General features: G+C 62.3%; 22 protein-coding genes. 9 read left to right on the top strand and 13 right to left on the bottom strand.

Translation table 11 applies throughout. From position 1 onward, the window contains the following. Positions 1-83 precede the first annotated feature (83 nt). Complete coding sequence (locus ACGKZZ_RS04500; RefSeq protein ID WP_411222282.1) at positions 84-1,481, top strand: MORN repeat-containing protein; 1,398 nt, start codon at positions 84-86, stop codon at positions 1,479-1,481. Between the two features lie 66 nt (positions 1,482-1,547). Here the strand turns inward: ACGKZZ_RS04500 and ACGKZZ_RS04495 are convergent, their stop codons facing one another. The 3 genes from ACGKZZ_RS04495 to ACGKZZ_RS04485 all read right to left on the bottom strand — a co-directional run bounded on the left by ACGKZZ_RS04495 (position 1,548) and on the right by ACGKZZ_RS04485 (position 4,036). Next, a complete protein-coding gene (locus ACGKZZ_RS04495) occupies positions 1,548-2,093 on the bottom strand; it encodes a cytochrome P460 family protein (protein ID WP_411222281.1) in 546 nt (181 codons plus the stop codon). Between the two features lie 257 nt (positions 2,094-2,350). Beyond that, complete coding sequence (locus tag ACGKZZ_RS04490) at positions 2,351-3,157, bottom strand: trypsin-like serine peptidase (RefSeq protein ID WP_411222280.1); 807 nt, start codon at positions 3,155-3,157, stop codon at positions 2,351-2,353. A gap of 117 nt (positions 3,158-3,274) precedes the next feature. Further along, the gene (locus ACGKZZ_RS04485) at positions 3,275-4,036 is read right to left on the bottom strand and encodes an NAD kinase (protein ID WP_411222278.1); all 762 of its coding nucleotides are present in this window, start codon (positions 4,034-4,036) and stop codon (positions 3,275-3,277) included. A gap of 169 nt (positions 4,037-4,205) precedes the next feature. Between ACGKZZ_RS04485 and glyA the strand changes: the two genes are divergently transcribed. Both glyA and ACGKZZ_RS04475 read left to right on the top strand, forming a co-directional pair. Further along, positions 4,206-5,501, top strand: a complete 1,296-nt coding sequence (gene glyA, locus ACGKZZ_RS04480; RefSeq protein ID WP_411222277.1) for a serine hydroxymethyltransferase — start codon at positions 4,206-4,208, stop codon at positions 5,499-5,501. 304 nt (positions 5,502-5,805) lie between these two features. Further along, positions 5,806-7,368: a 2-isopropylmalate synthase gene (locus ACGKZZ_RS04475; RefSeq protein WP_411222276.1), complete on the top strand. Its 1,563-nt coding sequence runs from the start codon at positions 5,806-5,808 to the stop codon at positions 7,366-7,368. A gap of 49 nt (positions 7,369-7,417) precedes the next feature. Here the strand turns inward: ACGKZZ_RS04475 and ACGKZZ_RS04470 are convergent, their stop codons facing one another. After that, on the bottom strand, positions 7,418-9,865 hold the full coding sequence (locus ACGKZZ_RS04470; protein ID WP_411222274.1) for a ligase-associated DNA damage response DEXH box helicase: 2,448 nt from the start codon (positions 9,863-9,865) through the stop codon (positions 7,418-7,420). Positions 9,866-9,967: 102 nt separating this feature from the next. Between ACGKZZ_RS04470 and ACGKZZ_RS04465 the strand changes: the two genes are divergently transcribed. Beyond that, on the top strand, positions 9,968-11,125 hold the full coding sequence (locus tag ACGKZZ_RS04465; protein WP_411222273.1) for an MFS transporter: 1,158 nt from the start codon (positions 9,968-9,970) through the stop codon (positions 11,123-11,125). A gap of 10 nt (positions 11,126-11,135) precedes the next feature. Here ACGKZZ_RS04465 and ACGKZZ_RS04460 read toward each other — a convergent pair whose 3' ends face one another. Then, positions 11,136-11,726 carry a riboflavin synthase gene (locus ACGKZZ_RS04460; RefSeq protein WP_411222272.1) on the bottom strand — a complete coding sequence of 197 codons (591 nt, stop codon included), beginning with the start codon at positions 11,724-11,726 and terminating at the stop codon, positions 11,136-11,138. Between the two features lie 107 nt (positions 11,727-11,833). On the opposite strand from ACGKZZ_RS04460, the gene ACGKZZ_RS04455 reads away from it, so the two are divergent. From ACGKZZ_RS04455 to ACGKZZ_RS04445, 3 genes are all read left to right on the top strand, one after another. Then, positions 11,834-13,141: a capsule biosynthesis protein gene (locus ACGKZZ_RS04455; RefSeq protein WP_411222270.1), complete on the top strand. Its 1,308-nt coding sequence runs from the start codon at positions 11,834-11,836 to the stop codon at positions 13,139-13,141. Positions 13,142-13,244: 103 nt separating this feature from the next. Further along, the gene (locus tag ACGKZZ_RS04450; protein ID WP_411222269.1) at positions 13,245-14,393 is read left to right on the top strand and encodes a polysaccharide biosynthesis/export family protein; all 1,149 of its coding nucleotides are present in this window, start codon (positions 13,245-13,247) and stop codon (positions 14,391-14,393) included. 6 nt (positions 14,394-14,399) lie between these two features. Next, the gene (locus tag ACGKZZ_RS04445; protein WP_411222268.1) at positions 14,400-16,433 is read left to right on the top strand and encodes a capsular polysaccharide biosynthesis protein; all 2,034 of its coding nucleotides are present in this window, start codon (positions 14,400-14,402) and stop codon (positions 16,431-16,433) included. On the opposite strand, the gene ribD is transcribed toward ACGKZZ_RS04445, so the two are convergent. The 4 genes from ribD to ACGKZZ_RS04425 form a co-directional block, all read right to left on the bottom strand. Next, entirely contained in the window at positions 16,394-17,506 is a 1,113-nt protein-coding gene (gene ribD / locus ACGKZZ_RS04440) for a bifunctional diaminohydroxyphosphoribosylaminopyrimidine deaminase/5-amino-6-(5-phosphoribosylamino)uracil reductase RibD (protein ID WP_411222267.1), read from the bottom strand. The genes ACGKZZ_RS04445 and ribD overlap by 40 nt on opposite strands. 9 nt (positions 17,507-17,515) lie before the next feature. After that, positions 17,516-17,995: a transcriptional regulator NrdR gene (nrdR, locus tag ACGKZZ_RS04435; RefSeq protein ID WP_411222266.1), complete on the bottom strand. Its 480-nt coding sequence runs from the start codon at positions 17,993-17,995 to the stop codon at positions 17,516-17,518. 133 nt (positions 17,996-18,128) lie between these two features. Next, positions 18,129-19,667 carry an amidohydrolase gene (locus ACGKZZ_RS04430; RefSeq protein WP_411222264.1) on the bottom strand — a complete coding sequence of 513 codons (1,539 nt, stop codon included), beginning with the start codon at positions 19,665-19,667 and terminating at the stop codon, positions 18,129-18,131. Position 19,668: 1 nt separating this feature from the next. After that, on the bottom strand, positions 19,669-20,076 hold the full coding sequence (locus ACGKZZ_RS04425; RefSeq protein ID WP_411222263.1) for a secondary thiamine-phosphate synthase enzyme YjbQ: 408 nt from the start codon (positions 20,074-20,076) through the stop codon (positions 19,669-19,671). Between the two features lie 100 nt (positions 20,077-20,176). Between ACGKZZ_RS04425 and ACGKZZ_RS04420 the strand changes: the two genes are divergently transcribed. Next, entirely contained in the window at positions 20,177-20,851 is a 675-nt protein-coding gene (locus ACGKZZ_RS04420; protein WP_411222262.1) for an SDR family oxidoreductase, read from the top strand. A gap of 81 nt (positions 20,852-20,932) precedes the next feature. Continuing rightward, the gene (locus ACGKZZ_RS04415) at positions 20,933-21,136 is read left to right on the top strand and encodes a dodecin family protein (protein ID WP_411222261.1); all 204 of its coding nucleotides are present in this window, start codon (positions 20,933-20,935) and stop codon (positions 21,134-21,136) included. Between the two features lie 282 nt (positions 21,137-21,418). On the opposite strand, the gene ACGKZZ_RS04410 is transcribed toward ACGKZZ_RS04415, so the two are convergent. The 4 genes from ACGKZZ_RS04410 to ACGKZZ_RS04395 form a co-directional block, all read right to left on the bottom strand. Continuing rightward, positions 21,419-21,694: an HlyU family transcriptional regulator gene (locus tag ACGKZZ_RS04410; protein WP_411222260.1), complete on the bottom strand. Its 276-nt coding sequence runs from the start codon at positions 21,692-21,694 to the stop codon at positions 21,419-21,421. A gap of 2 nt (positions 21,695-21,696) precedes the next feature. Next, positions 21,697-23,682 carry an RNA polymerase sigma factor RpoD gene (gene rpoD / locus ACGKZZ_RS04405; protein WP_411222259.1) on the bottom strand — a complete coding sequence of 662 codons (1,986 nt, stop codon included), beginning with the start codon at positions 23,680-23,682 and terminating at the stop codon, positions 21,697-21,699. A 112-nt stretch (positions 23,683-23,794) separates the two neighbouring features. Beyond that, a complete protein-coding gene (dnaG, locus tag ACGKZZ_RS04400) occupies positions 23,795-25,741 on the bottom strand; it encodes a DNA primase (RefSeq protein WP_411222258.1) in 1,947 nt (648 codons plus the stop codon). 52 nt (positions 25,742-25,793) lie between these two features. Then, a complete protein-coding gene (locus ACGKZZ_RS04395; RefSeq protein WP_411222257.1) occupies positions 25,794-26,096 on the bottom strand; it encodes a hypothetical protein in 303 nt (100 codons plus the stop codon). Positions 26,097-26,148: the final 52 nt, after the last annotated feature.

The following is a 26,148-nucleotide window of genomic DNA, read 5'->3' as shown; positions in this document are numbered from 1 at the left end:
TAAGACATTGTCTGACCCGGCCCTGTCGCTTAGGATCTGGACGGCAAGATCATGGCAACGGACATGAACGGGACAACAGGCACATGAGAGCGGGCACATCGGTCATTCTGGGCGCAGCGGTCGCGCTGGCGCTGACAGGCGCGGCATCGGCGCAGGACGGCGACGTCCAGACAAAGCAATACGATGACGGCGGCGTCTACGAAGGGACGTTTCGCGGCGGGCTACAACACGGCACCGGCACCTACCGGTTGCCCAACGGCTATGAATACACCGGCGACTGGGTCGACGGAGAGATTCGCGGCAAGGGTGTGGCGCGCTTTCCCAACGGTTCGGTCTACGAAGGCCAGTTCGCCAAGGGCAAACCCGAAGGCATTGGAAAGATCGTCTTTGCGGATGGCTCTACCTATGAGGGCTCGTGGCTCGACGGCAAGATCACCGGCCAGGGCGTCGCGATGTATGCCAACGGCGTGCGCTACGAAGGCGCCTTTCGCAACGCCCTGCACCACGGACGCGGCACCATGCAAAGCCCCGGTGGCTATGTCTACGAGGGTGATTGGGTGAATGGCGTCAAGGAAGGCAACGGCACCATCACCTATCCCGACGGATCGCTGTACGAAGGCCGCGTCGCCGATGGCGAACGCGAGGGGCAAGGCAAGCTGACAATGCCGGATGGCCTGATCTATGAGGGCATGTGGAAGGACGGGCAGATCGACGGCACCGGCACCCTGACGCAATCCAACGGAGACATCTACGAAGGCGAACTGGTGGCCGGGCGTCGCGACGGGCAAGGCAAGGTGATCTATGCCAACGGCGATATCTATGACGGCATGTTCAAGGACGATCTGCGCCACGGGCAAGGCACCTTCATCGGCACCGACGGCTATCGGTATGACGGGAATTGGGTCGCCGGGCAGATCGAGGGACAGGGCAAAGTGACCTATCCCGACGGTTCGATCTATGAAGGTCAGTTCCGTGGCGACCTGGCCAACGGCACCGGAAAGATCACCTATCCCGACGGCTCCACCTACGAGGGCGATTGGGTCGACGGGGTGATCGACGGCACCGGCAAGGCGGTCTATGCCAACGGGCTGGTCTACGAGGGCGAATTCAAGAATGCGCGCAACCACGGCACAGGCGTGATGACCTATCCGGACGGCTACAAGTACGAAGGTGACTGGAAAAACGGCCAGCGCGACGGTCAGGGCACCGCGACCTATACCGACGGCACCGTGTATATCGGCCAGTTCAAGGACGGCCAGCGCCACGGAACCGGCAAGATCACGATGGCCGACGGCTTTACCTATTCCGGCGACTGGGCCAAGGGCGAAATCAGCGGAACCGGCACCGCGACCTATGCCAACGGCGATGTCTACGAAGGCGCATTCCTCGATGGCAAACGCCAGGGCACCGGCACCATGCGCTATGCCACCGGCGAAGAAGCGACCGGCGAATGGATCAACGGCGCGCTGACGGACGGATAAGCGCCATGCCGTGTTGGAGCGACACGCAAGGCACTTCGAAGTGCCTTTCAGCCAGCTTTCGCCGCGTCAATTCGCCAGATGATCCGTGGTGAACAGGTAATCCTCGCCCGCCGCGCCGGAATGGCAGGCAATGCATCCGGCATCCGTGCCTTTCGCGACCCGCCCCGCCAATTGCAGCCCGGCCGGGTTCTTGTCGAGCGACCCGTCAGGCAGATACTTGGCCCAGAACCAGTCTCCATTCTCCGCATCGTAACCCGCTTCACGTTTGAACATGATGGTAACGGCATCAAGGTGCTGGTCCGGATTGCCCAGCACCTCGTCGACCGACACGCCTTCTGGCCCATAATTTCGCTTGATGACCAGAGGACCGCTATGCCCGTCCACCTCGGCAGTGGTATAAAATGTCTCCAGCATCATGCCGTGCGGATCGGTGCCCTCGTATGGGAAGCTGCGGATCGCCCTATCACCGGCCATTTCAGTCTCGATCATGATGTCCCACAAGAGTTGCGCATACGCGGTATCGGTGTCCGTCCCAAACGCGGCGTCTTGCGAATATGCGGAGCTTGCAGACAGGGTCGCGGCGGCAAGCACCGCGCAAAGATGGTGTTTCATCAATCAATCCTCCCAAATCGAATATCTTTATTCGGTCAACCTACATGTTTCTGATCGAGAGAATTTTCACATCTATGCACGTTTCGGACAGGCAAAGGTGAGCCGCCTTGATCTACGATCGGCTTTTCGCGGCAGAATCCAGCTGTGCATCTTGGAGAGATCCGGTTCGCTCGGAAGAGCGTGGCGTTCCGTCGAGGCGCGTATTTTTAGCGCGACCGCTCTTGCCGCAACGGGTCAGCGTCGAACCCTGCGAAGCTTTATCCGCCAGGTCGTACAAAGCGCGCGCCTCCGGAGGATCGTTGCCCGACGCTCACCCGTTTTGCCCCCGCCGTCACCGGTGCCTGCGCGGCGTCCATGCGCATTTCGCGCTTCATCGCGGCGACAACCGCAGGCAGCGACATGCCGATCGCTTCCTTCTCCCGCCCCTCGGCCTCTGACATCATCGAGATCACCGACAGGATGCGCAGAAGCCCGTTTTCGCGCGTGAACACGGGCGCGCCTGAAGATCCGAACGTCACGTCGCAATCGAAGGTCATCACCCCGCCGCGATAGGTTTCGGTCAATCGACACCCGGATTCGCGTTGCAACGCCTCGTTGCGCCCCCTCCCATAGGACACGAGGGTCACGCGCATCTCGTCCGTGGCGCTGGCGTGGATCTTGAACGGATCGGCCTCACTGCTGAAGATCTCGCTATCCAGCCGCAACAAGGCAAGATCACGGCGGATGCGGTCTGTCAGATTGCTGGCCGATAGATAACCATCCGCGACCACGACCTTGCGCACTCCGCGCGTCGCGTTCGATGCCCCGTTGGTATAGCCGGCGCGGAACACCATGCTGTCCACCGGAAGAACCTGTCCGCTGCCGGAGTCGACCACGCAATGCGCCGCCGTCAAAACCAGATCCCGTGCGATCAGCGTTCCGGTGCAGGTGCCGCTGCCAAGATCAAGGCGTCCGACCGCTTCCCACCCCAGCACGGCGCCACGATCGTTCAATCGTGCACGCTCCTGCGCAAACGCTCCGCTGGCGCAAAGCATCGCAAGTCCGGCAATTGCCCAAATACGCATGATGCGTCCTTCCCTCGAACAGGCACCGCCAGAGCGGCGCACAGCGGGCATCCTCGCCGTCGCACATGACAATATCTGGGCAAGACCGTGTTGCTGCGATGAAACGCCGTCTGACGCTCAGACAAACTGCTCGCGGATCAGCCGTTCTTCCAACCCATGCCCCGGATCGAACAGAACCCGGTGCGCGATGCTGGGCTCCGACCGGACAGTCACGCGCACCACGTCGCGCACGGCGCGCGAATCCGCTTCCGCCATCACCGGGCGTTTTTCCGGGTCGATGACCTCGAACAGCACTTCGGCGGATTTGGGCAGCAACGCACCCCGCCAGCGGCGCGGGCGGAACGCGGCCACCGCGGTGAGCGCCAGAACATCCGATCCGATCGGCAGGATCGGTCCGTGCGCGGAATAATTATAGGCCGTCGATCCGGCGGGCGTCGAGACCAGCGCACCGTCACAGACCAGTTCCGACATCCGCACCTTGTCATCGACGATGATGCGCAACTGCGCCGCTTGCGGCCCTGCGCGCAACAAGGACACTTCATTGATCGCCAGCGCGCGATGCGACCTGCCGTCTCGGGTTTCGGCCGTCATCGACAACGGATTGATGACGGCTTCCTCGGCTTCGGCCAGCCGGTCTTCAAGCCGGTGATCGGAATATTCGTTCATCAGGAAACCGACCGTACCCCGGTTCATGCCATAGACCGGAGCGTTCAGTTCCTGGGTGCGGTGCAGCGTGTCGAGCATGAACCCGTCACCGCCAAGGGCCACAATGACATCCGCCCCGTCTTCGGCGTGATCGCCATAGCGCCGGGTCAATCCGGCCTTTGCGGATTGCGCGATTGGCGCGTGACTTGCGGCAAAGGCAATGCGCAGTGACATGTAAGACAGGTTCCTATCGGGTTCTTTGGTTTCAAACCAATCACAAACGCGCCCAGCACGCCACCCGTGACGCAGCTTTGTCGTTGCGCGTCGGTTTCGCGGCTTTGCCTTTTGTCGCGTGTCCTATACGTAGTCGCCAACCAAAAACCGCATCTAGGAGGCCCAGCCCATGAATGCTCCGCACCGCGACACCGGATTTTTCACCAAATCGCTTGCCGATGCCGACCCAGACATTTTCGGCGCCATCACCGACGAGCTGGGCCGCCAGCGCGACGAGATCGAGCTGATCGCGTCCGAAAACATCGTGTCCCGCGCCGTCATGGAAGCGCAAGGCTCTGTGATGACCAACAAATACGCCGAGGGCTATCCGGGCCGGCGCTATTATGGCGGCTGCCAGTTCGTCGACGTCGCCGAGACGCTCGCGATCGAGCGGGCCTGCAAGCTGTTCGCCTGTGACTTTGCCAACGTGCAGCCGAATTCGGGCAGTCAGGCGAATCAGGGCGTGTTCACCGCGCTCTTGCAACCCGGTGATACCATCCTCGGCATGAGCCTCGACGCCGGCGGCCACCTGACCCACGGTGCCAAGCCGAACCAGTCCGGCAAATGGTTCAACGCGGTGCAATACGGGGTGCGCAAACAGGACAACCTGCTGGACTACGATCAGGTCCAGTCGCTCGCCACCGAACGCCAGCCGAAACTTCTCATCGCCGGCGGCTCCGCCATCCCACGCCAGATCGACTTTGCCCGCATGCGCGAGATCGCCGATTCCGTTGGCGCGTACCTGCTGGTCGATATGGCGCATTTCGCAGGGCTCGTGGCTGCTGGCGAACACCCCAGCCCGTTCCCGCACGCACATGTCGCAACGACCACCACCCACAAAACCCTGCGCGGCCCGCGCGGCGGCATGATCCTGACCAATGACGAAGCGCTGGCCAAGAAGTTCAATTCCGCCATCTTCCCCGGTATCCAGGGCGGCCCGCTGATGCATGTCATCGCCGCCAAGGCCGTGGCCTTCGGCGAGGCGCTTGATCCGTCGTTCAAGACCTACCAGCAAAACGTCATCCGCAACGCCCAGGCGCTGTCGGATCAGTTGATCACGGGCGGACTCGATACGGTGACCCACGGCACCGATACGCATGTCGTGCTGGTCGATCTGCGCCCCAAGGGCGTGAAGGGCAACGCCACCGAAAAGGCGCTGGGGCGTGCCAACATCACCTGCAACAAGAACGGCGTGCCGTTCGATCCGGAAAAGCCGACGATCACCAGCGGCATCCGCCTCGGCTCCCCGGCCGGAACAACGCGGGGCTTTGGCGAGGCCGAATTCCGCCAGATCGCCGACTGGATCATCGAGGTCGTCGATGGGCTGGCGGCCAATGGCGAAGACGGCAATGCGGACGTCGAGGACAAGGTGCGCAAAGAAGTAAGCACGATGTGCGCCCGCTTTCCGATTTATCCCGGCCTCTAGCGAGGAATGGGGGCCAGCCCCCAAACCCCCGAGGTATTTATTGCCCAAAGAAGCACTGGAAAGTGTCCCGATCCTAGGGGCACTTTTTTCAAATTTGATGGCTTTTCATTCCGATTTTCCCGCGTATAGTCGCCCGCATGACAGGTTTCGCCCATATCGCATCGGTTTCGCGCACCCGCGCGCCTCTTGCGCTGGCCACCCGTCTTCTCCTAATCCGCCTCTGAGCGTTGCCGTTCCGGCGCGACCGCTCAGGGGAGACCGTTTCGCGCCAACGGATTTGGATCAAGAGAGAAAGACCACTGACATGACCAACACTGACACCAACCGCGTGGTGATTTTCGACACCACCTTGCGCGACGGCGAACAATCCCCCGGCGCCACGATGACGCATGACGAAAAGCTCGAGATCGCCGAGTTGCTGGATGACATGGGCGTCGATATCATCGAGGCCGGTTTCCCTATCGCGTCCGAAGGCGACTTTCGCGCGGTGAACGAGATCGCCACACGCGCCAAGCAATCGGTGATCTGCGGGCTCGCCCGAGCACAGCTTCCTGATATCGACCGCTGCTGGGAGGCGATCAAGCCCGCGAAACAACCGCGCATCCACACCTTTATCGGCACCTCGCCGCTGCACCGCGCCATTCCCAACCTCACGATGGATGAAATGGCCGACCGGATCGAACAGACCGTCAGCCATGCCCGCAATCTGTGTGACGATGTGCAATGGTCGCCGATGGATGCGACGCGCACCGAATGGGATTATCTCTGCCGGGTGATCGAGATCGCGATCAAGGCCGGCGCCAGCACGATCAACATCCCCGACACCGTCGGCTATACCGCGCCAGTGGAAAGCGCCGATCTGATCCGCCGCCTGATCGAGACCGTGCCGGGCGCGAGCGATGTGGTGTTCGCCACCCATTGTCACAACGATCTTGGCATGGCGACGGCCAATTCGCTGGCCGCTGTCGCGGGCGGCGCGCGCCAGATCGAGTGCACCATCAACGGTCTGGGCGAACGCGCTGGCAACACCGCACTCGAAGAGGTGGTGATGGCGCTCAAGGTGCGCAATGACATCATGCCCTACCATACCAATATCGACACCAGGAAGATCATGCACATCTCGCGCCGTGTCGCGACGGTGTCGGGCTTCCCGGTGCAGTTCAACAAGGCCATTGTCGGCAAGAATGCTTTTGCCCATGAAAGCGGCATCCACCAGGACGGCATGCTCAAGAACGCCGAAACCTTCGAGATCATGCGCCCCGAGGATGTGGGCCTTGCCGGCACCTCCCTGCCCTTGGGCAAACACTCGGGCCGCGCTGCCTTGCGCGCCAAGCTCAAGGAGCTCGGTGTCGATGTTGGCGACAACCAGCTCAAGGACATCTTCGTCCGGTTCAAGGATCTGGCCGACCGCAAGAAAGAGGTGTTCGACGACGACATCCTCGCGCTTGTTTCGGCCACCACCGAAGGCGACGATGCGTTGCAACTGGTCAATCTGAGCGTGGTCTGCGGCACCGGCGGCCCGGCGCAGGCGACGCTTGAAATGGAGATCGACGGCGAGGACAAATCGGCGGTCAGCGAGGGAGATGGCCCGGTCGATGCCACGTTCAAGGCGATCCGGATATTGCATCCCAACAAGGCCAAGTTGCAGCTTTACCAGGTGAACGCCGTCACCGAAGGCACCGACGCTCAGGCCACGGTCAGCGTGCGTCTGGAAGAGAACGGCATGATCGCCACCGGACAGTCGGCCGACACCGACACGGTTGTCGCATCGGCCAAGGCGTATATTCACGCCCTCAACCGCTTGATCGTGCGGCGTGGCAAGTCGGGCAAGGATGTCCCGGAAATATCCTATCGCGATCTGACGTAACCGGCAAAACGGGCTGCGCATTCGGCGTGGCCCGTTCTTCGGAAGATCACTAGAACGGGACGCGCCATTTCGGTTTTGACGGCTCTGCCGTAACCTGAGCGAGCCCGCTTTCCTCCATCAACCGCGTCACTTCTTCTTCCAGCAATCGCTCATCCGCCGTGCCGCGCACCGGAACGCGCCCGGGCTCCAGGAACAGCGGAGCAGCCAGTGGTGTCACACGGTTCAGCCGCACAAGGTCGATCCGGTCGCCCACCCGTTCGGCCATGTCGCGGATGCGGGCGAAATCGACCAGACCACGCATCGCTTCCTCGCGGGTGATCTGCATCAGCAGATGGTCGGGGTCGTATTTCAGCAGGGTATCATAGAGGATATCGGATGACATGGTCGCCTGCCGCCCGGTCTTGCGCTGTCCGCCAATGTTACGCTCGATCAGACCGGCGATGGTGGCTGACGCGCGAAACGTCCGCTTCATCACCGCGTTGCCGGCCAGCCAGCCCTCAAGCCCCGCCTCCAGCGCCGCCAGATCGAACAGCGGTGCAGGATCGACAACCGCATCCAGCCCCCAGATCAGCACCGCGTAATCGGTCGCGACAAAGCCCATCGGGGCGAGCCCCTCTTCCTCCATCCGCTTGGTGAGCAACAGCCCCAGGGTCTGCATCGCGTTGCGCCCGGCAAAGCCGTAGGCCACCAGCTGCTCGCGCCCGTCATGGGGAAAGCTCTCGATCAGAAGCCTGCCCGGTTCCGGCAGGCGGCTGACACGGCGTTGCATGTGCAGCCAGTCGCGCGTGTGGCGGGGCAGGTCGGGCCAGTCGTCCTGCTCGAACATCCGCACGATCCGTGCCGAAAGCTGGGTGGAGGTGGCAAATTTCGTGCCCATGAAGGTGGCGATCTTGGGCTTTTTCCCGGCATCGCGCGTCACCTCGACCGTGAGTTCGCGCAAGCCCTCGTAGCGGACGATCTGGCCGCCGATGAGAAACGTGTCACCTTTTGTGAGCGTGGCGGCAAACCCTTCCTCGATCTCGCCCAGCGGCGCACCGCCCCGACCGCGCCATTTGACCTTGAGCGTGTCGGTATCCTGAATGGTGCCAATGTTCTGCCGGATCCGTGCCGCCGAACGAGGATCGCGCAACTGCCAGCGCCCGTCCGGCAATTGCTTGAGCCGCTGCCACTGGTCATAGGCGCGCAGGGCATAGCCGCCGGTGGCGCAGAAGTTCAGGCAAGCGTCGAATTCAGCGCGGCTCAGGTCGGCATAGGCCCCGGCGGCGGTCATCTCGGCATAGAGGTCATCCGCCTCGAACGGACCGGAACAGGCGGCGATCAGGATATGCTGGCAAAGCACATCGCGCGGCCCGCGCCCGCGCGGTTCTCCGTCAAGTTCGTGCGCCCGTACCGCATCGAGTGCTGCCACGCATTCGACCACTTCGAACCGGTTGGCAGGCACCAGAAGCGCCTTGCTTGGCGCGTTGTAGCGATGGTTCGCGCGCCCGATGCGCTGCACCAGCCGCTTGACGTTCTTCGGCGCGCCGATCTGGATCACCAGATCCACGTCGCCCCAGTCGATCCCCAAGTCCAGCGACCCGGTGCACACGATCGCCCGCAGATCGCCGCGCACCATCGCCGCCTCGACCTTCTCGCGTTGGCCGCGATCAAGGCTGCCGTGATGGATACCAATCGGCAGAGCGTCCTCGTTGGCAAGCCAGAGGTTGTGAAAAAAGATCTCCGCCTGCGCGCGGGTGTTGTGAAAGATCAGCGTGGTCTTGTGCCGCTTGACCTGTTCCAGCACCGCCGGAATGGCGTATTTCGCTCCGCCACCGGACCACGGCGGCGCTTCGTCGGTGACCAGCATCGCGATGTCAGGGTCCGGCCCCGGATCGGCGATCAGGATCTCGCAAGGATCGGGGTGACGGGCCAGAAACCGCGCAATGGCTTCGGGGTTTTCCACCGTGGCCGACAGCCCGACACGGCGCAGATCAGGGCACATGGCCTGCAACCGCGCCAGCGCGAGCATCAACTGATCGCCCCGCTTGCTTTCGGCCAGCGCATGGATCTCATCCACCACCACCCTCTGCACGCCTTTGAACATGCGCGGCGCATCTTCGTAGCTGGTGAGAAGCGCCAGCGATTCAGGCGTCGTCAGCAGGATATGCGGCGGGTCGGCCCGCTGACGTTTCTTGATATGCGCCGAGGTGTCGCCAGTGCGGTCCTCGACTCGGATATCCAGACCAGCCTCTTCGATGGGCGTGCGCAGATTGCGCTTGATATCCGCCGCCAACGCCTTGAGTGGGCTGACATAAAGCGTGTGCATACCCTCGTGCGGGGTGTGCGCCAATTCGGTGAGCGTCGGCAGGAACCCGGCCAGCGTCTTGCCGCCCCCGGTGGGCGCAATCAGCAGCAGGCACGGGTCTTGGGCGCGTTCCAGCATGGCGCGCTGGTGCGGATGGATCGTCCATCCGCGCGTGTCGAACCAGCCTTGAAGCGAGGGATGCAATTGCGTCATGCGCTGTTAGATAACGCAGCCGCGACAGAAGAAAAACGCCTTGTGCCATTGCAGCGTCCTGTCGCTTCGGCCATTGGTCGCGCGACACTCGAAAGGGCCGGCATGAGGCATCCGCTACTCCTGACATTGGTGATCTATCTGGCCGGTCTCGGCGCGGCGGGCCAGTTCTCCAAGCTGGCGGTCAGTTTCATCACGCTCAGCGAAGTTTACGGTGGCCGCGACACGACGCTGGGGCTTGCGATTTCGCTGATCAGCCTTGTCGGCGTGGTGCTCGGCCTTTTTGCCGGCATGGTGGTAAACCGCATCGGCACCCGCCGCGCCCTGATCGGAGCCTTGGCGTTGGGCGCTCTGGTGTCGCTGTGGCAAGCCAGCCTGCCGTCGATGCCGTGGCTCATGGCGAGCCGCGTGATCGAGGGCGTGTCGCACCTCTTGATCGTGGTCGCCGCCCCGACCCTGATTGCCGAGACAACGCCGGATCGTCTGCGCCCCGCCGCGCTGACGCTCTGGAGCACGTTTTTCGGGGTGGCCTTTGCCCTGCTCGCCATCGTTGCGCCAAGCATCATTGCCCTTGGCGGCCTCTCGGCCTTGATCCTGTCGCACGCTCTATGGATGGTTGCGGCGGGCGTTCTCTGCGCCGTGGTCTTGCCGAAATCCGTGTCCGAACCCGCGCCGCAACTGTCTCAAGGGTCGCTCCTTGAACGCCACGTCACCGCCTATGCAACCCCGGGCATCGCGACCCCTGCGATGGCATGGCTGTGCTATACGCTGACATTCGTATCGGTGCTGACGGTCCTGCCCCTGCTGACCGGCGGCACCGCACCCGTCTGGCTCGGCTCGGCCGCTCCCTTGGTGTCGATCGCGGTGTCGTTGACGGCGGGTATCTACCTGCTGTCGCGGATACGCGCCTGGCCGGTAGTGATCGGCGGATTTGGCGTGTGCCTTCTGGCGGCCATACTGACGCTGGCAAGCGGGTTTTCAACGCTCAGCGTTCTGGCGCTGTTCGCGGCAATGGCCTTTGTGCAGGGCTCTGGCTTTGCGCTGGTGCCGCAACTCAACCCCGATCCAAACGCGCGCGCCCTGGCGAACGGTGCGATGGCGCAGATGGGGAACGTGGGTAACCTGACCGGCACACCGCTGCTGATTGCGCTCTACCATGGCGCTCCGATGTTGGGGCCGTTCCTGTTCCTCGGCGTCGCTTACGGCGCGGGCATCTGCCTGACATGGATGATCGGCCGACGCGCGCTCGGCGCGATTGCCTGATCGGCGCGCCCTAGCCCTGCATCTCCGCCAGTCGCGCAACATAGCGGGCCAGCGTGTCGATCTCCAGATTGACGTCATCGCCGATTTTGGCGTCACCCCAGGTCGTCACCTCCTGCGTATGCGGAATGAGGTTGATACCAAAGCGGCATCCGTCAACCTCGTTCACGGTCAGCGACGTACCGTTGAGCGCAACCGACCCTTTCGGCGCGATGAACTTCGCCAGCGAGCGCGGCGCTTCGAACGTATAGCGCACGCTGTCCCCCTCGGGGCGCATCTCGACGATATGGGCCAAGCCGTCCACATGGCCGGAAACGATATGACCGCCCAATTCGTCGCCGACCTTCAAAGCGCGTTCCAGATTGACTCGCGTGCCGTCGCGCCACTGCCCCAGCGTTGTCTTGTCCAGCGTTTCGGCGCTGATCTCGACCTCGAACCAGTCGGGGCCAAGCAGAACCACTGTCAGGCACACACCGCTACAGGCGATGGATGCGCCGATGTCGATGCTGTCGGTGTTGTAGGCGGTGGCGATGCGCGCCCGCAGATCGCCCTTGCGGGTAACCTGCCGGACGGTTCCAATATCCGTGACAATGCCTGTAAACATGATCCTGCCCCCGTCCCATCGCGGCCCGCAATCTCCTGCGGTCGGCCATTCCAAGTGTGCCTTCGATTGTGGTATCGAGGCCCGTGGCCGAGGGATACTGCGCTGACATGGCAAATACAACGGGCAAGCCCGACACGTCACCCCGCCGGGTGTTCCTGTTCCTGCAAGGGCCGCATGGCCCGTTCTTTGCGGATCTGGCTGCACAATTGACAGAAACCGGCGCGGCGTGCTGGCGCGTGGCGTTCAATGCCGGTGATGCCTCACGCTGGCGCGACAGCAAGACACTGTTGCGGTTTCTAGGCACCCAGGATGCGTGGCCCGCCCGGTTCGCACAATGGGTCGCCGAGACCGGCGCGAGCGATCTGGTGCTCTACGGCGACACCCGCCGCCATCACGCCGAGGCGATCGCTGCGGCACGCGCCTTGGGGCTGGTGATCCATATTTTCGAAGAAGGCTATCTGCGGCCCTACTGGGCCACCTATGAACGCAACGGATCGAATGGCAATTCGCGCCTGATGTCGATCACGCTGGACCAGATGGAGCGCGCCCTGACCCAGACCGCCGCCCTGCCGGCGCTGCCGCCCGACCGATGGGGCGATTTGCGTCAACACATGCTTCACGGCGCGCTTTATCATTGGCATGTTCTGTTCCGGAATCAGGCTTATCCGCATTACGCGTCGCATCGCGATCAAAGCGTGGGCCGGGAATTTCGGCTGCACCTACTGCGCCTTTTGCGCCGCCCACGGCATATCGTCCAGCGCTGGCTGGCGACGCGCCACATGCGGCGCGGCGGCTGGCCCTATCACGTCGTTCTCCTGCAACTCGAACATGACGCGAGCTTCCGCGCGTTTTCACAGTTCCGCTCGCAGACCGAATTTGTGGACATGGTGATCGAAGCCTTTGCCAAAGGCGCGCCCGCGCATCACCGGCTGGTCTTCAAGGCGCATCCGCTGGAGGATGGGCGCGCCCCTCTGGAGCAGACCATCCGCTCCAAGGCGGCCCAGACGGGCATCGCAGATCGGGTCACGTTCATCAGGGGCGGCAAGCTTGCCCATCTGGTGCAGGCGGCGCGCTCTGCGGTGACGGTCAATTCCACCGCCGCGCATCAGGCGCTTTGGCGCGGCTTGCCGGTGCGCAGTTTCGGCACCTCTGTCTATGACAAACCCGCGCTGGTCTCGCACCAAGCCTTGCCGGCGTTTTTTGCCGATCCTCACCCACCCGACACCAAGGCATACGCGATTTACCGCCAGTTCCTGCTTGAGACCAGCCAGCTTCCCGGCGGGTTTTACTCGGCGCGTGGGCGGGCGCAATTGCTCAGGCATGTGGTGGACAGGATGCTGTCACCGGACGATCCGTACGAGTCGCGCCTTGATCCGCACGGGTCCGAGACGCAACAGTTGCGTGTCGTTCGCTAGGCATCCTTGACTGCGGGACTGGTCAGAGTGACAGGATTCCGGTAGCTTAACCGGAAAACGACAAAAAACCGAGGCAGACTTAACTGGTCGAGGAGACCGAGCAGTGATCAATTCCAAACTACGGTGGACACGATCCATCGCCTTGGTGCTGTCGGCATCGCTGGTGGCGTCTTGCACGCTGCCCGGCATGGGGCCGAGCAAAAAGCAGATCTTTGCAGGATCTGTGCAGCGGGAAGGCGATGCGTTTGTCGTATCGGTGGACGACCGTGTCACCCGCGCCACAGCCGTGGTTCCGGCGCTTGGATTTTCCGAGGCGCTCAAGAACTCCAGCCTGCAAGGGGCCGACATCATCCGCCCCGGCGATACGCTTGGTCTGACGATTTGGGAAAACGTCGATGACGGGCTGCTCGCCGGTGAAGCGTCGAACGCCACCACTCTGGAGGCGGTTCAGGTCGATGGATCGGGCTTTATCTTTGTGCCCTACGCCGGGCGCATCAAGGCGGCCGGAAACACACCCGAGGCGATCCGCCGGATCATCACCCAAAAACTCGAAGACCAGACACCCGATCCGCAGGTTCAGGTCCGCCGCACCGCGGGTGACGGTGCGACGGTGTCGATTCTCGGCTCGACCGGCACACAAGGGGTGTTTCCCATCACCCGCCCGACGCGCACGCTGGGGTCGATGCTGGCTAGCGCCGGTGGCGTTGGTCTCTCGGCGGAAATCGCGCAGATCACGCTGACGCGCGGCAATCAAAGCGAAACCATCTGGTTCGAGGATCTCTACGATCATCCCGAACTCGACATCGCCTTGCGCGACGGCGACCGCATTCTGGTGGAGGCCGATCAACGCTCCTTCACTGCGCTGGGTGCAACAGGGTCGCAAACCCGCATGACGTTTGAAACCCAGAACCTCTCCGCCGTCGAGGCACTGGCACAGCTCGGTGGCCTCACCGCATCGACCGCCGATCCCACGGGCGTCTTCGTGTTCCGCAACGAACCCGCCGAGATCTCCAACGCCGTTCTCGGACGCACCGATCTGGTGGGCGCACAGCGCCTGATTTACGTGCTTGACCTGACCGAGCCCAACGGGCTGTTCGTCGCGCGCGACTTCCTGATCCGCGATGGCGACACGATCTATGTCACCGAAGCGCCAATCGTACAGTGGAACCGTACGATTGCAGCGATCACCGGTACGCTTGGCGGGGCATCGGGCCTGGCCGACACGGCCTCCGCCGGGCTGGGGGTCCAGTAACCGGCAGTGGACAAGACGCCCTCACAGCCAGACGCCGAAGGGACCACCCTTCGGCGTTTATACGTCTACAACAGCGGCTTCCTGACACAACGCCGGATCAAGCGCATCCTGGCGCTGGCAGGATGGCGCGTGACCGTGGGACGCCCCTCACCCAACGATTTGGTGGGCCTCTGGGGAGCGGCTCCAAGCGCGGCGCGCGGTCAGGCAGTGGCGGACCGCAGAAATGCACCCGTGCTGCGCGTCGAGGACGCCTTTCTACGCTCGCTTCATCCCGGACGCGTTGCCAAGGAACCGCCGCTGGGCTTGCTGCTGGATCGCACGGGGCTGCATTTTGATGCATCGCATCCCTCGGATCTGGAAACCCTGCTGATGCAGGATCCGCTGGATGACACCGCATTGCTGAACGAGGCCCGCGCTCTGATGGCGCGGATGCAGGATTTGAAACTGTCGAAATACAGCGCCTGTGAGCCCGATCTTGATCCTCCCGAACCGGGTTATGTGCTGGTTGTCGATCAGGCCGAAGACGACGCATCGGTGCGCGCATCGGTGGCAGGCGAGGGTATGGCCAAGGCGCGGTTTGCCGAAATGCTGTATTACGCGCAGACCGAACACCCCACCGCCCGCATACTGATCCGGTCCCATCCCGAAACCCGCGCTGGCAAGCGCGGCGGGCATTACTCGACCGAGCAGGCCACGGGCAAAGTATCGTTCGTCAATGGCGATCACGCTCCGGCAGAACTTCTGGAGGGGGCGATCGCGGTTTACACCCTGTCGTCGCAAATGGGGTTCGAGGCCATACTCGCAGGCCACAAGCCCCGCGTTTTCGGCACGCCGTTCTACGCCGGGTGGGGGCTGAGCGAGGATGAACATCAACTGGCCCGGCGCCAACGCGCCCTGACCCGCGCGCAACTCTTTGCCGGCGCGATGATGCGCTATCCGGTGTGGTACGATCCTTACGGGGACCGGCTGTGCGGTCTGGCCCGCGTGATCGACACCCTTGAAGCGACGCGACGTGCCTGGGACGAAGACCGGCACGGCTGGACGGGTCAAAATATCCGCCTTTGGAAGCGCCCGCACATGCAGGAGATCTTCGGCCAGCACGTGCCGATGCGCTTTAACAAGAGCGCAACGCCACAGCGCGTCATGTCATGGGGGGCCGAGGCTCCGGCAGAGGCGTGGCGGGTTGAGGACGGGTTCTTGCGCTCCAGCGGTCTGGGTGCGGAACTGGTGCCGCCGCTGTCTTTGGTGCTGGACGATCTGGGCATATACTACGATCCCACGCGCGCCTCGCGGCTCGAAACGCTGATTTCGCAAAGTGGATCACTGCCCGAATACGCCCTCTCGCGCGCTCGAAGGGTGATCGAGCGGATCGTGGCGCGTGGCGTGACGAAATACGCGTCCGGCGGCACACCCCCGCCGCTGGGTGATACGCGCGGCAAACCGGTGATCCTTGTGCCGGGACAGGTCGAAGATGACGCGTCGGTATTGTTGGGCAGCCCCGAGATCAAGACCAACGCGGCGCTGTTGAAACGGGTGCGCAAAGCCAATGAAGGCGCGTTTATCGTGTATAAACCGCACCCCGATGTGGTCTCAGGTTTGCGCCCCGGTGTGGTGGACAGGCCCGACGCTTATGCCGATCAGGTTGTAAGTGACGTGCCGATGGCGGCGCTGCTGGGACAGGTCGATGCCGTCTGGACCATGACCTCGCTCACCGGCTTCGAAGCGCTGCTGCGGGGAGTGCCTGTGACAACGCTTGGTCAGCCCTTTTACGCCGGCTGGGGTCTGACGACCGATCTTTGCACCCAGCCCGAGCGTCGTGGGAAGGGGGTGAGTCTGGACGCGCTGGCGCACGCGGCGCTGATTGGCTATCCGCGCTACCACGATCCACTATCGAACGGGCCTTGCCCCGTCGAAGTGGCGGTTGATCGTCTGGTCTCGGCCAATGTGCCACGCTCGAAACGATTGCGTATTCTGGCCAAGGCGCAAGGGGTATTGGCCAGCTATGCTTGGCTCTGGCGGGGCAGACGGGACCAGCTTTGAACGACATCGTCACCGATCTGGCGCACCGAGCGCAAGGCAAAACGCGGTGCATCTGACAGGCGGTCAAGCCCAAGCGCACCCAAAGCCGGACGGCCTTCGGCACCGATGATCACGCCGCCCATGTGCAGTTCTAGCCGATCCACGACATCGGCGTGAAGCAGGCTCGCGGCAAGCTCGCCGCCGCCTTCGCAAAACACACGCGTCAGTCCGGCGTCGCCAAGTGCCTGAATCATTGCTGCGATGTCGAGCTGACGGCCAATCGGCGGCACCTGTACCAGCTTTGCGCCAAGCGTTTGCCAGGCATGGCGGGCCTCTGACGGAGCGTCCTCACCGTGACACAGCCATAGCGGCGCGTCAGGGATTGTGTGTGCGAGGTTGCCGTCGCGCGGAAGATCCAACCGCCGTGTGACCACGATCCGAACCGGTTGTTTTGGCACATTCCGCCCCCGCACCGTCAGCAACGGATCGTCGGCGCGGACAGTGCCGGCTCCCACCATCACCGCGTCGTTGCTGGCGCGAAGATTGTGCACATGAGCGCGCGCCTCCGGCCCGGTGATCCACTGGCTGTCGCCGCTGGCCGTGGCGATCCGCCCGTCAAGACTGGTGGCCAGTTTCAGCGTCAGCAGCGGGCGGCCCAGTTCGATGCTATGGAAAAACCCGGCGTGATGTTCGGCCGCGGCAAGGGTGGCGATGCCGGTCGTTACCTCTATGCCTGCTGCGCGCAACTGGTCAAACCCCTGCCCCGCAACGCGCGGGTCGCGATCATCGAACGGCGCGACCACGCGGCTGACACCGGCGTCGATCAGTGCGTCCGTACAGGGGGGTGTCTTGCCGTGATGGGCGCAGGGTTCCAGCGTGACATAGGCCGTGGCCCCTTGCGCCAATGTGCCCGCCATCGCCAAAGCCTGTGTCTCTGCGTGGGGTGTGCCGCCCGGCTGTGTCCAGCCTTCGCCGACGATCCGGTTGTCTCTGACCAGAACGCACCCCACCGCCGGGTTCGGCCATGTATTACCCAACCCGCGCCGCCCCAGCTCGAGCGCCCGGTCCATATAGTGCTCATCGTCCGGGCACATCTGCGTGACTTAGCCTTCGGGTTTGGGTTTGTCTTTTTCCGACGGGCGCAATTCGCTGACGAACTTGTCGAAATCGTCGGCTTCCTGAAAGTTCTTGTAGACGCTGGCAAAGCGCACATAGGCCACGGTGTCGATCCGCGCCAGCGTTTCCATCACGATCTCACCGATCTGCTTGGAGGCAATGTCGGTTTCGCCCAGGCTTTCCAGCCGCCGCACGATGCCCGAAATCATCTGGTCGATGCGTTCAGGCTCGATCGGGCGTTTCTGCATCGCCATGCGAATGGAGCGCTCCAGCTTGTCGCGATCGAAATCCTCGCGTCGGCCGTTGGTCTTGATCACCACCAGATCGCGAAGTTGCACACGCTCATACGTGGTGAAACGCCCGCCGCAGGCCGGACAAAAGCGTCGGCGCCGGATGGCGACATGGTCCTCTGCGGGACGGCTGTCCTTGACCTGTGAATCGATATTTCCGCAAAACGGGCAGCGCATCGGCCGGTCCCCTCTTTATTCATCTCTGCCTCGACCTGTGGGTTTTCCCCACTTATCCACAGCGACTATAGGCGCGCCGCGAGGTTTTGGGTAGGGGGCAATTCACGCCGCAAGCGGTGGTGTTGCGATGGCGTCAAAACGGCAGGTGCCAGTGCCGTCCGCGCGGAGTCTCGACATATTCTGGCCAGTTGAAGGCGATCGGGGCGGGGTAATCCGCAAGCGGGGGAATGTTGCCTTGCGTGGTCTTGCGCGTTTCGAACTCGGCCCATGACGCGGCGCGTGTGTCAGGCTGCGTGAGCAGGCGCAGCGCGCTATGGGCCAGAACTCGCGCCGCCGTTTGCACTGTCGGGTCGATGGTTTCGCGGATGCCGCCCAGCGCGTTCATCGCCCAGGGCGGGTACGGTCCGCCGCGCAAGGCCGGGCGGGCGATATAAAACCGCGCGGTCGGGCAATGCCATGACATGTCGGTATAATCATCCGACGTGCTGTTCTCTTGGGCGGGCGGCAGATCGCGCCGCAGGATCGCTTCGGCATCCTGCGGCGCGATCAGGGCGGTGCATTCGGGGATCAGCGGGTCGTCGTCCGCCTTCTGGCCGCAGGCGGTTTGAACCTTCCGCGCGATGGCGCGGGCCGTCTCGCCCCAATGTGGCGGTCCAACCTGTTGCAACGAGTCCCAGACCACCTGAGCCATGACGTGATTGGTCAGTCCGGGGCGCGATTTGCTGACCCAGTGTTTCTCGACCCGGCAGCCGGTGATCGCCGCAGCGCTGTCGGCCAGCCGGTCGAGTTGCGCGGTAATCTGCTCGGCCATCGCCAGATCGGGCACCCGGATCATGTATTGCAGATCGGCGCAGAGCGCCGGCAGATTGTCGGCACTTGCCTGCCCCATGCCAAGGATCGCTTCGGAGACCGACCAGCCGCCACGGTGGGGCAGCATCGCATCGCGCAACTGCCGCGCGGTCTGATACATCAGAATCAGGGCATCGTTCGCCCCCGGCGCGCGGATGTCGGAATGGGCCTGCGGGATCGGCGCTCCGTCGCTGGCGCCCCATCCTTGCGGGGCATCGCACACGAACCGATAGATCATCGAATAGGCCGCACCACACTGGGTGTCCCAGCGCACGGTATTACAGAGCGGCAGCATGTAGAACGGGTGGAACGACAGCATCGCATCCAGCCCGTCGTAATACCCCTGTGCGGCATGGATCGGTTTCGAACCGCGCACCTTTTCCGCCGGTTCTCCGGTCAACTGCAATGTGCCGCGGATGCCCTGCTCCTGCATCGCCGCCTTGGTGGCGAGCACGCCGCCCAGACTGCCGATGCCAAGCGCGGAATGCGGATCTGTATGGCCCGCCGCCTGCCAGCCGGTATCGTCACGCGGAGCGCGCTCGGGCCAGGCGGCCTGGGAATTGGCAGGAACGGCATCGTATTCGGCGTACATCCCGATGGTCGGGCCGTCGCCGTTCGTCCATCGGGCACAAAAGGCGGTGGGCATTCCGCCCGACCCGTCTTCGACATCGAATCCTTCTGCGCGCAACCGCTCAACGTACCAGGCCGCTGATTGATATTCCCGCCATGCGGGTTCTGCCAGATCGAAGATATGCGCGCACCAGTCTGACAAGTCTCGCGCATGATCGGCCACCCAGCGGTCGGCTATGTCGGTGATACTCATGTCAGGCTCCCAGATGTGCGACGACGTTGCGCGTGTGCGGCGCGGTGCGATGCTCAAAAAGATAAACGCCTTGCCATGTCCCCAACGCCAAGCGGTTACCGCTGACGGGAATCGATAGGCTCACAGGCAAGAGCGATGCCTTGATATGGGCTGGCATGTCATCCGGGCCTTCATAGGTATGGGTCAGATAGGCCATCGAGGGATCGGTGCTCGGCGGGACAAGCCGGTCGAAAAACGCGGTCAAATCGCTTTGCACCTCTGGATCGGCGTTCTCTTGAATCAACAGGCTGGCCGAACTGTGCTGAACGAACAGCGTCAGCAATCCGGTGCCTTGCACCCACGCAGACACGTCTTTTGTAAATTCGTAAAGTCCGGGGCCGCTCGTGTGGATCGTGAAGGTCGTTTGCATCCGTGCACCTCATCACACTCCGCTCATCACGCCAAGTGTGATGCAACTGGATTGCCGAACTCCGCGTTCCAACGACATCACCTAACACAATGAGGATTTCATGGATCGCAAAACACTTTTCATCACCGGAGCGTCGACGGGTATCGGCGAGGCGACGGCGCGCGCCGCTGTCAAACAGGGCTGGAACGTCGGATTGTTTGCGCGCTCGAAAGACAAGCTTGAGTCGCTGGCATCGGATCTTGGAGATCAGGCGCTCGCTTTGCCCGGCGATGCAACTGAATTCCGCGAACAGAAAGAGGCATTGAACACGCTGGCCGACCACTTCGGTGCTGTCGACGCCGCCTATGCCAATGCCGGAACAGGTCTCAGCGCGTCCGGCACGGAAGACGGCGACCCGGACGAGTGGCAGAAGATGGTCCACATCAACATATTGGGTGTCTTGTGGACAACCAAAGCCGCGATGCCGCATTTGCGCAAAAGCACCGGACATCTGGTGATGACGGGCTCTGCGGCGGGCCGCGTCCATATTTCGGGCTCCGTCTATGGCGCGTCAAAGTGGTTCGTGCACGGTTATGGCGGCAATATCGCCCAAGAGATGCGGGAATGGGGTGGCCGCTGCACCGTCATTGCGCCCGGTATGGTAGATACGCCATTCTTTGACGAAGCCAAACCCGACAAGCTCCATCCCGAAGATATCGCACGATCGGTCATGTTCGCGCTTGAAGCCGATCCGCGTGCAAACGTGCAGGAAGTCTTTGTGATGCCGACCAACTGAAGCGTCGATCGCCAGAGCGCATGGAACAAAACGCGCCCGGTCCTTGTTGGCCTGACAGGTACACACCGAAAGGAAGACACCATGAGCATTGCCAAAGTCACCGAAATTTCGGCCACATCCACCAAAAGCTTTGACGACGCGACCCGCGAGGGAATCGACCGGGCGTCGCGCACCATTCGCAACATGAAAAGCGCATGGGTCAAGGACCAGCACGTCAAGATCGAGGACGGCAAGATTTCCACGTTCCGAGTGAACCTGGCGATCACATTCCTGCTTGAGGACTGACACTCGCCGGTCAGGTCAACGGAAATTTGCACGGAGAGGGGCGCATCAATGAGTTCATCCAACCCAAAAACGGGTCCGGGCACAACATCGGATCCTAATCAGGCGGACCGCACGGGAGACCCCCGGCGCGACCCGTTCAAAGATATACCCGAGACGTCTGACCAACCGGAGCAGACAAACCCAGATCCCAAGACAGGGCCGGGTACGACAAGCGATCCAAACCAGGCAGATCGCACCTGACGTGATCAGGGCCGGGCAGACGCTCCCGGCCTTGGCGAATTGTTATTGAAAAATTCCATCGCCCTGTTGATCGATCAGATTTCTGGCCTTCGCCAATGACGCGTCCGCCGCAGCAGCGCGGCTTTCCAGCATATCGGCACGGATCATCCGGTGGGTTTTCAACTCGCCATCGATTTCTTTCTCGATCCGCGCACCGATGCGCCAGCGACCGTCTTCATTGATCGGATCGGGATAAATGGTGAACCCGTTATGTGTTTCGGCCGCAGCGGCGGGGGGCGTCCCGCCGCCACCGCCGAACAGCTTTTTCAACAACGACATCGTTACTGATCCAGGAACGACCGCAACTTGCGCGACCGGCTGGGATGCTTGAGTTTGCGCAGCGCCTTGGCTTCGATCTGGCGGATGCGTTCGCGCGTGACGCTGAACTGCTGGCCCACCTCTTCCAGCGTGTGATCGGTGTTCATGCCGATACCAAAGCGCATCCGCAGAACCCGTTCCTCGCGTGGGGTCAGAGAAGACAGAACCCGCGTTGTCGTTTCCTTGAGGTTGTCCTGAATGGCAGCGTCCAAGGGCAGAACCGCGTTCTTGTCCTCGATGAAATCGCCAAGCTGGCTGTCTTCCTCGTCGCCGATGGGCGTTTCGAGCGATATCGGCTCCTTGGCGATCTTCATCACCTTGCGAACCTTCTCCAGCGGCATCTGGAGCTTCTCGGCCAGTTCCTCGGGCGTCGGTTCGCGGCCGATCTCGTGCAGCATCTGGCGGCCTGTACGCACCAGCTTGTTGATCGTCTCGATCATGTGCACCGGAATACGGATGGTGCGCGCCTGATCCGCGATACTCCGGGTGATCGCCTGACGAATCCACCATGTCGCATAGGTGGAAAACTTGTAGCCGCGCCGGTATTCGAACTTGTCCACCGCCTTCATCAGGCCGATATTGCCTTCCTGAATGAGATCGAGGAACTGCAAACCGCGGTTGGTGTATTTCTTGGCGATGGAGATCACGAGACGCAGGTTCGCCTCGACCATTTCCTTCTTGGCCTGCCGCGCTTCTTTCTCGCCCTTCTGGACCTGCTGCACGATGCGGCGGAATTCGGAGATATCAAGGCCCACATACTGACCGACCTGCGCCATGTCGGCGCGCAGTTCTTCGGCCTTGGGCAGCGATCGTTCGATGAACATCTGCCATCCGCGACCCGATTTCTCACCCATCTCTTCAAGCCAGTTCGGGTCAAGCTCGCGCCCGCGATAGGCATCGACAAATTCGCGCCGGTTGATGCGGGCCTGATCGGCCAGTTTCACCATAGCGGAGTCAATCGACATGATGCGCTTGTTGATACCATAGAGCTGGTCAATCAGCGCTTCGATGCGGTTGTTGTGCAGGTGCAGTTCGTTGACCAGTTCGACGATCTCGGAGCGCAGTTTCTGATACCGCTTCTCGTCACCGCTGCTGAAAGAGCCATCTTCGTTCAACGTGGCGGAGATGCGGTTGTCCTGCATGCTCGCCAGTTCTTCATAGTCCTGCGCAATCCGGTCGAGCGTTTCAAGCACGCGCGGCTTGAGCGCGGCTTCCATCGCGGCCAAAGACATGTTGGCCTGATCGTCATCGTCGTCATCATCGTCATCGGTTGCGATCGGGTTGCCGTCAGCATCAAGCTCCTTGGAATCGTCAGACTTTGCCTCGCCGGAACTGTCGCTAGCGCCGACGACTGCGGCCTGAACAACCTCTTCCTCGCCCATCTGGTCGCCGAACGTGGTTTCGAGGTCGATCACATCGCGCAGCAGAATATCCTCTGACAGCAATTCCTCGCGCCAGATGGTGATGGCCTGAAAGGTCAGCGGGCTTTCGCACAGCCCCAGGATCATCGTGTTGCGACCGGCCTCGATCCGCTTGGCAATGGCGATCTCGCCCTCGCGGGACAGCAGTTCAACGCTGCCCATCTCGCGCAGGTACATCCGCACCGGATCATCCGTACGGTCAAGCTTTTCAGACGTCCCCGAAGCCAGCGTGACCTCACCGGGTTTCGCCGTCTGAACAAGATCGGTGGCGCCCTTGTCGTCTTCCTCGGCGTCCTCGTCTTCTTCGGTGATCTGGATGCCCATCTCCGACAGCATCGACATCACATCCTCGATCTGGTCGGAACTGACCTGATCGGGAGGCAACACCTCGTTCAGCTGATCGTAAGTGATGTAACCGCGCTCCCGCGCGTCGGCGATCATCTTCTTGACCGCAGCCTGGCTCAGATCAAGACTGACATCTTCCTCGCGGGGTTCTGTCTTGGCGTCGTCGTTATCTTTGGCGGCCATGTGTGCTCCTGTCGAGGCGGGGCGATTCGGTTGACCCGAATCATTAGCGCGAAATAGCGATTCGCACACCCGTTTACCCTTTTTTGTTTACATGTTCCTTAGCAAAACACCGTCAGCTTCGGGGTTTGTCGAATCGAATCGTTTCCATCAAAGCGGCAAATGCGCTGCGTTCTTCTCGGTTGATCGATGCCCCGTTGGGGCCGCGATCATATTCGGTCGTATCTTCCGACTGCGCGCGCTGCGCGGATTGTCGGGCTCTTGCTGCCTGGCCCAACCGCCAGGTCAGCGATTCATCGGCCGGTCCGTGCAAATCTTCGGATGCCTCGGCAATTTCGGTATCAAGGCCGGTGCGGGCTTCGAGTTTCGCCAGTTCTTCCGCAATCGTCAAACGGGTCAATCCGCGATCGCCGGGGTTGCGCAGGCAGGGCGTGATGGCGACATGGCGTGCGCGGCACAGCATTTCAAGAGCATCGCCGCCAAGTATCGCATCGGCAGCGGCCTGCACGTTTTCCGGCGCATCAGCAGCGTGGCGCAAAAGACACGCTCTCAGCGCGGCATGATCGGGATCGGTGCAGCGCATGTCCTCGATCTGGCCCTCGAACTCGGCAATCAGATCGGGAACGGTCAGCAGCGCGGCAAGGATCACGGCCTCGCGCAGACGCGTTTCGACATTGTCACCGCCAGCCGCCAGCACGGACGCGCGCGTGTCCTCGGTCGGCTTGGTGGGCGCTTGCGCATTGAAGCGGCGAAACGAACCGCTGGCAGCTTTGCGTGGTGCCTTGAACAGATCCCAGCGAAGGCGTTTGATTTCTTCGCCGTAATGGCCGCGCAACGACGGATCCTGGATGGTCTTGAGACGCTCGCGCAGTGTCTTGTCGAGCCCGGCCTTGCGCTCGGGGCTATCGAACACGCGGCCTTCGGTTTCACGTCGCCAAAGCAACTGCACCATCGGCTGGGCCGCATCGATCAGGGCGCGCATCGCATCGCGCCCTTGCGCGCGGATCAGATCGTCCGGGTCCTGCCCCTCGGGCAACAGGACAAACCGCAGGGATTTGCCGGCTTCAAGCAACGGGAGCGCGGTATCAATGACGCGGTAGGCTGCCTGAAGCCCGGCCTTGTCGCCATCCAGCGCCATGATCGGTTCGTCGGTGATGCGCCAGAGCATCTGCAACTGCGTCTCGGTGACGGCGGTGCCAAGCGGTGCCACGGCGGCATCGAATCCGCCCGTCGTCAGCGCGATCACGTCCATGTAGCCTTCGGCAACGATCAGCGGTTGACCTTTCCCTGCCGCCTCGCGCGCTGGACCCTGATTGTAAAGCGTGCGGCTTTTGTCAAACAGTGGCGTCTCGGGGCTGTTGAGGTATTTCGCGTTGTCGTCCGGGTCCATGGCCCGGCCACCGAAAGCGATGGGACGACCGCGCGCGTCCTCGATCGGGAACATGATGCGGTTGCGAAACGTATCATAGGGTTTGCCGCCCTTCTGCGACGGCTTCGCCAGTCCGGCCTCGATGATATGCTCGGGTGGAATGCCCTGCCCTGTCAGGTGATCCCAAAGTGCCTGCCAACCTGCGGGTGCAAAACCGATGCCGAAACGGTCTTGCGTCGCTTCGTCCAAACCGCGCCGCGCGAGGTATTCCCGCGCCGCCGATCCCGCGCCGCTGCGCAATTGCAAGCGGAAGAACCGCACCGCCTTTTCCATCACGTCGATCAAGGCGCTGCGGTGATCGGATTTTTCCTGCGCCTGCGGATCGCGTGCGGGCATCGGCATTCCGGCCTCGCCCGCAAGAATTTCAATCGCTTCCATGAACGACACGTTCTCGGTCTCGCGCACGAAGGAAATGGCATCGCCCTTGGCGTGACAGCCGAAGCAATAGTAAAACCCCTTGCGGTCATCGACGTGGAAGCTGGGGGATTTTTCCTGGTGGAAGGGGCACGGCGCCCACATATCGCCCTTGGCCTGATTGGACTTGCGCGTGTCCCAAAGCACCTTGCGCCCAACAACCTGCGTGAGGCTGGTGCGCGTGCGCAATTCATCAAGAAATCCGGGTGGCAGGCTCATTCAACGAATATTGGCCTTGAGGGTCTAAGAGTCCAGTGGCGCCGGTGGCGTCTTACTGAGACAGGCACACCTGATAGAGCGCATTGCTGACCTCCGGCGTCATCTGTTCTTCTGGCAGCCCGTAGATCCACTCGACCAAGGCCGGAATCGCCGCTTCGTAATTCTTGGCATCGTCGGGCAGCATGCGGATCACACGTTTTTCCGCGGCTCCGGAGGATGTGCCGCTCTTGCGCTCCGACATGATGTTGGTGGCGATCTGGCCCTGCTTGCGGCATTCCGCCTCTTTCTCCTGAGCCATCGCTGGCAAGGCCAGTACAAGCATGACGGAGGCGGTGGTGAAAACGGTACGGATCATGTCGGTCCCTCGGAATTGGGCTGCTTCGGTTTCGATTGCTACCTAGCGCAGC

Source organism: Marivita sp. S2033 (genome assembly GCF_046592965.1).
Taxonomy (GTDB): Bacteria; Pseudomonadota; Alphaproteobacteria; order Rhodobacterales; family Rhodobacteraceae; genus Marivita.
The sequence above is the reverse complement of the archived record's forward strand: the minus strand, read 5'-3'. Positions and strand labels throughout refer to the sequence as shown.

Bases quoted from the DNA above. Each gene is read 5' to 3' on its own strand.
- ACGKZZ_RS04430 (WP_411222264.1), bottom strand. From the start codon at position 19,667: ATGAGTATCACCGACATAGCCGACCGCTGGGTGGCCGATCATGCGCGA.
- ACGKZZ_RS04475 (WP_411222276.1), top strand. From the start codon at position 5,806: ATGACCAACACTGACACCAACCGCGTGGTGATTTTCGACACCACCTTG.
- ACGKZZ_RS04395 (WP_411222257.1), bottom strand. From the start codon at position 26,096: ATGATCCGTACCGTTTTCACCACCGCCTCCGTCATGCTTGTACTGGCC.
- rpoD (WP_411222259.1), bottom strand. From the start codon at position 23,682: ATGGCCGCCAAAGATAACGACGACGCCAAGACAGAACCCCGCGAGGAA.
- ACGKZZ_RS04455 (WP_411222270.1), top strand. From the start codon at position 11,834: ATGGCAAATACAACGGGCAAGCCCGACACGTCACCCCGCCGGGTGTTC.
- ACGKZZ_RS04420 (WP_411222262.1), top strand. From the start codon at position 20,177: ATGGATCGCAAAACACTTTTCATCACCGGAGCGTCGACGGGTATCGGC.
- ACGKZZ_RS04460 (WP_411222272.1), bottom strand. From the start codon at position 11,726: ATGTTTACAGGCATTGTCACGGATATTGGAACCGTCCGGCAGGTTACC.
- ACGKZZ_RS04425 (WP_411222263.1), bottom strand. From the start codon at position 20,076: ATGCAAACGACCTTCACGATCCACACGAGCGGCCCCGGACTTTACGAA.
- ACGKZZ_RS04495 (WP_411222281.1), bottom strand. From the start codon at position 2,093: ATGAAACACCATCTTTGCGCGGTGCTTGCCGCCGCGACCCTGTCTGCA.
- ACGKZZ_RS04500 (WP_411222282.1), top strand. From the start codon at position 84: ATGAGAGCGGGCACATCGGTCATTCTGGGCGCAGCGGTCGCGCTGGCG.
- dnaG (WP_411222258.1), bottom strand. From the start codon at position 25,741: ATGAGCCTGCCACCCGGATTTCTTGATGAATTGCGCACGCGCACCAGC.
- ACGKZZ_RS04415 (WP_411222261.1), top strand. From the start codon at position 20,933: ATGAGCATTGCCAAAGTCACCGAAATTTCGGCCACATCCACCAAAAGC.
- ACGKZZ_RS04465 (WP_411222273.1), top strand. From the start codon at position 9,968: ATGAGGCATCCGCTACTCCTGACATTGGTGATCTATCTGGCCGGTCTC.
- ACGKZZ_RS04485 (WP_411222278.1), bottom strand. From the start codon at position 4,036: ATGTCACTGCGCATTGCCTTTGCCGCAAGTCACGCGCCAATCGCGCAA.
- ACGKZZ_RS04490 (WP_411222280.1), bottom strand. From the start codon at position 3,157: ATGCGTATTTGGGCAATTGCCGGACTTGCGATGCTTTGCGCCAGCGGA.
- glyA (WP_411222277.1), top strand. From the start codon at position 4,206: ATGAATGCTCCGCACCGCGACACCGGATTTTTCACCAAATCGCTTGCC.
- ribD (WP_411222267.1), bottom strand. From the start codon at position 17,506: ATGTGCCCGGACGATGAGCACTATATGGACCGGGCGCTCGAGCTGGGG.
- ACGKZZ_RS04470 (WP_411222274.1), bottom strand. From the start codon at position 9,865: ATGACGCAATTGCATCCCTCGCTTCAAGGCTGGTTCGACACGCGCGGA.
- nrdR (WP_411222266.1), bottom strand. From the start codon at position 17,995: ATGCGCTGCCCGTTTTGCGGAAATATCGATTCACAGGTCAAGGACAGC.
- ACGKZZ_RS04410 (WP_411222260.1), bottom strand. From the start codon at position 21,694: ATGTCGTTGTTGAAAAAGCTGTTCGGCGGTGGCGGCGGGACGCCCCCC.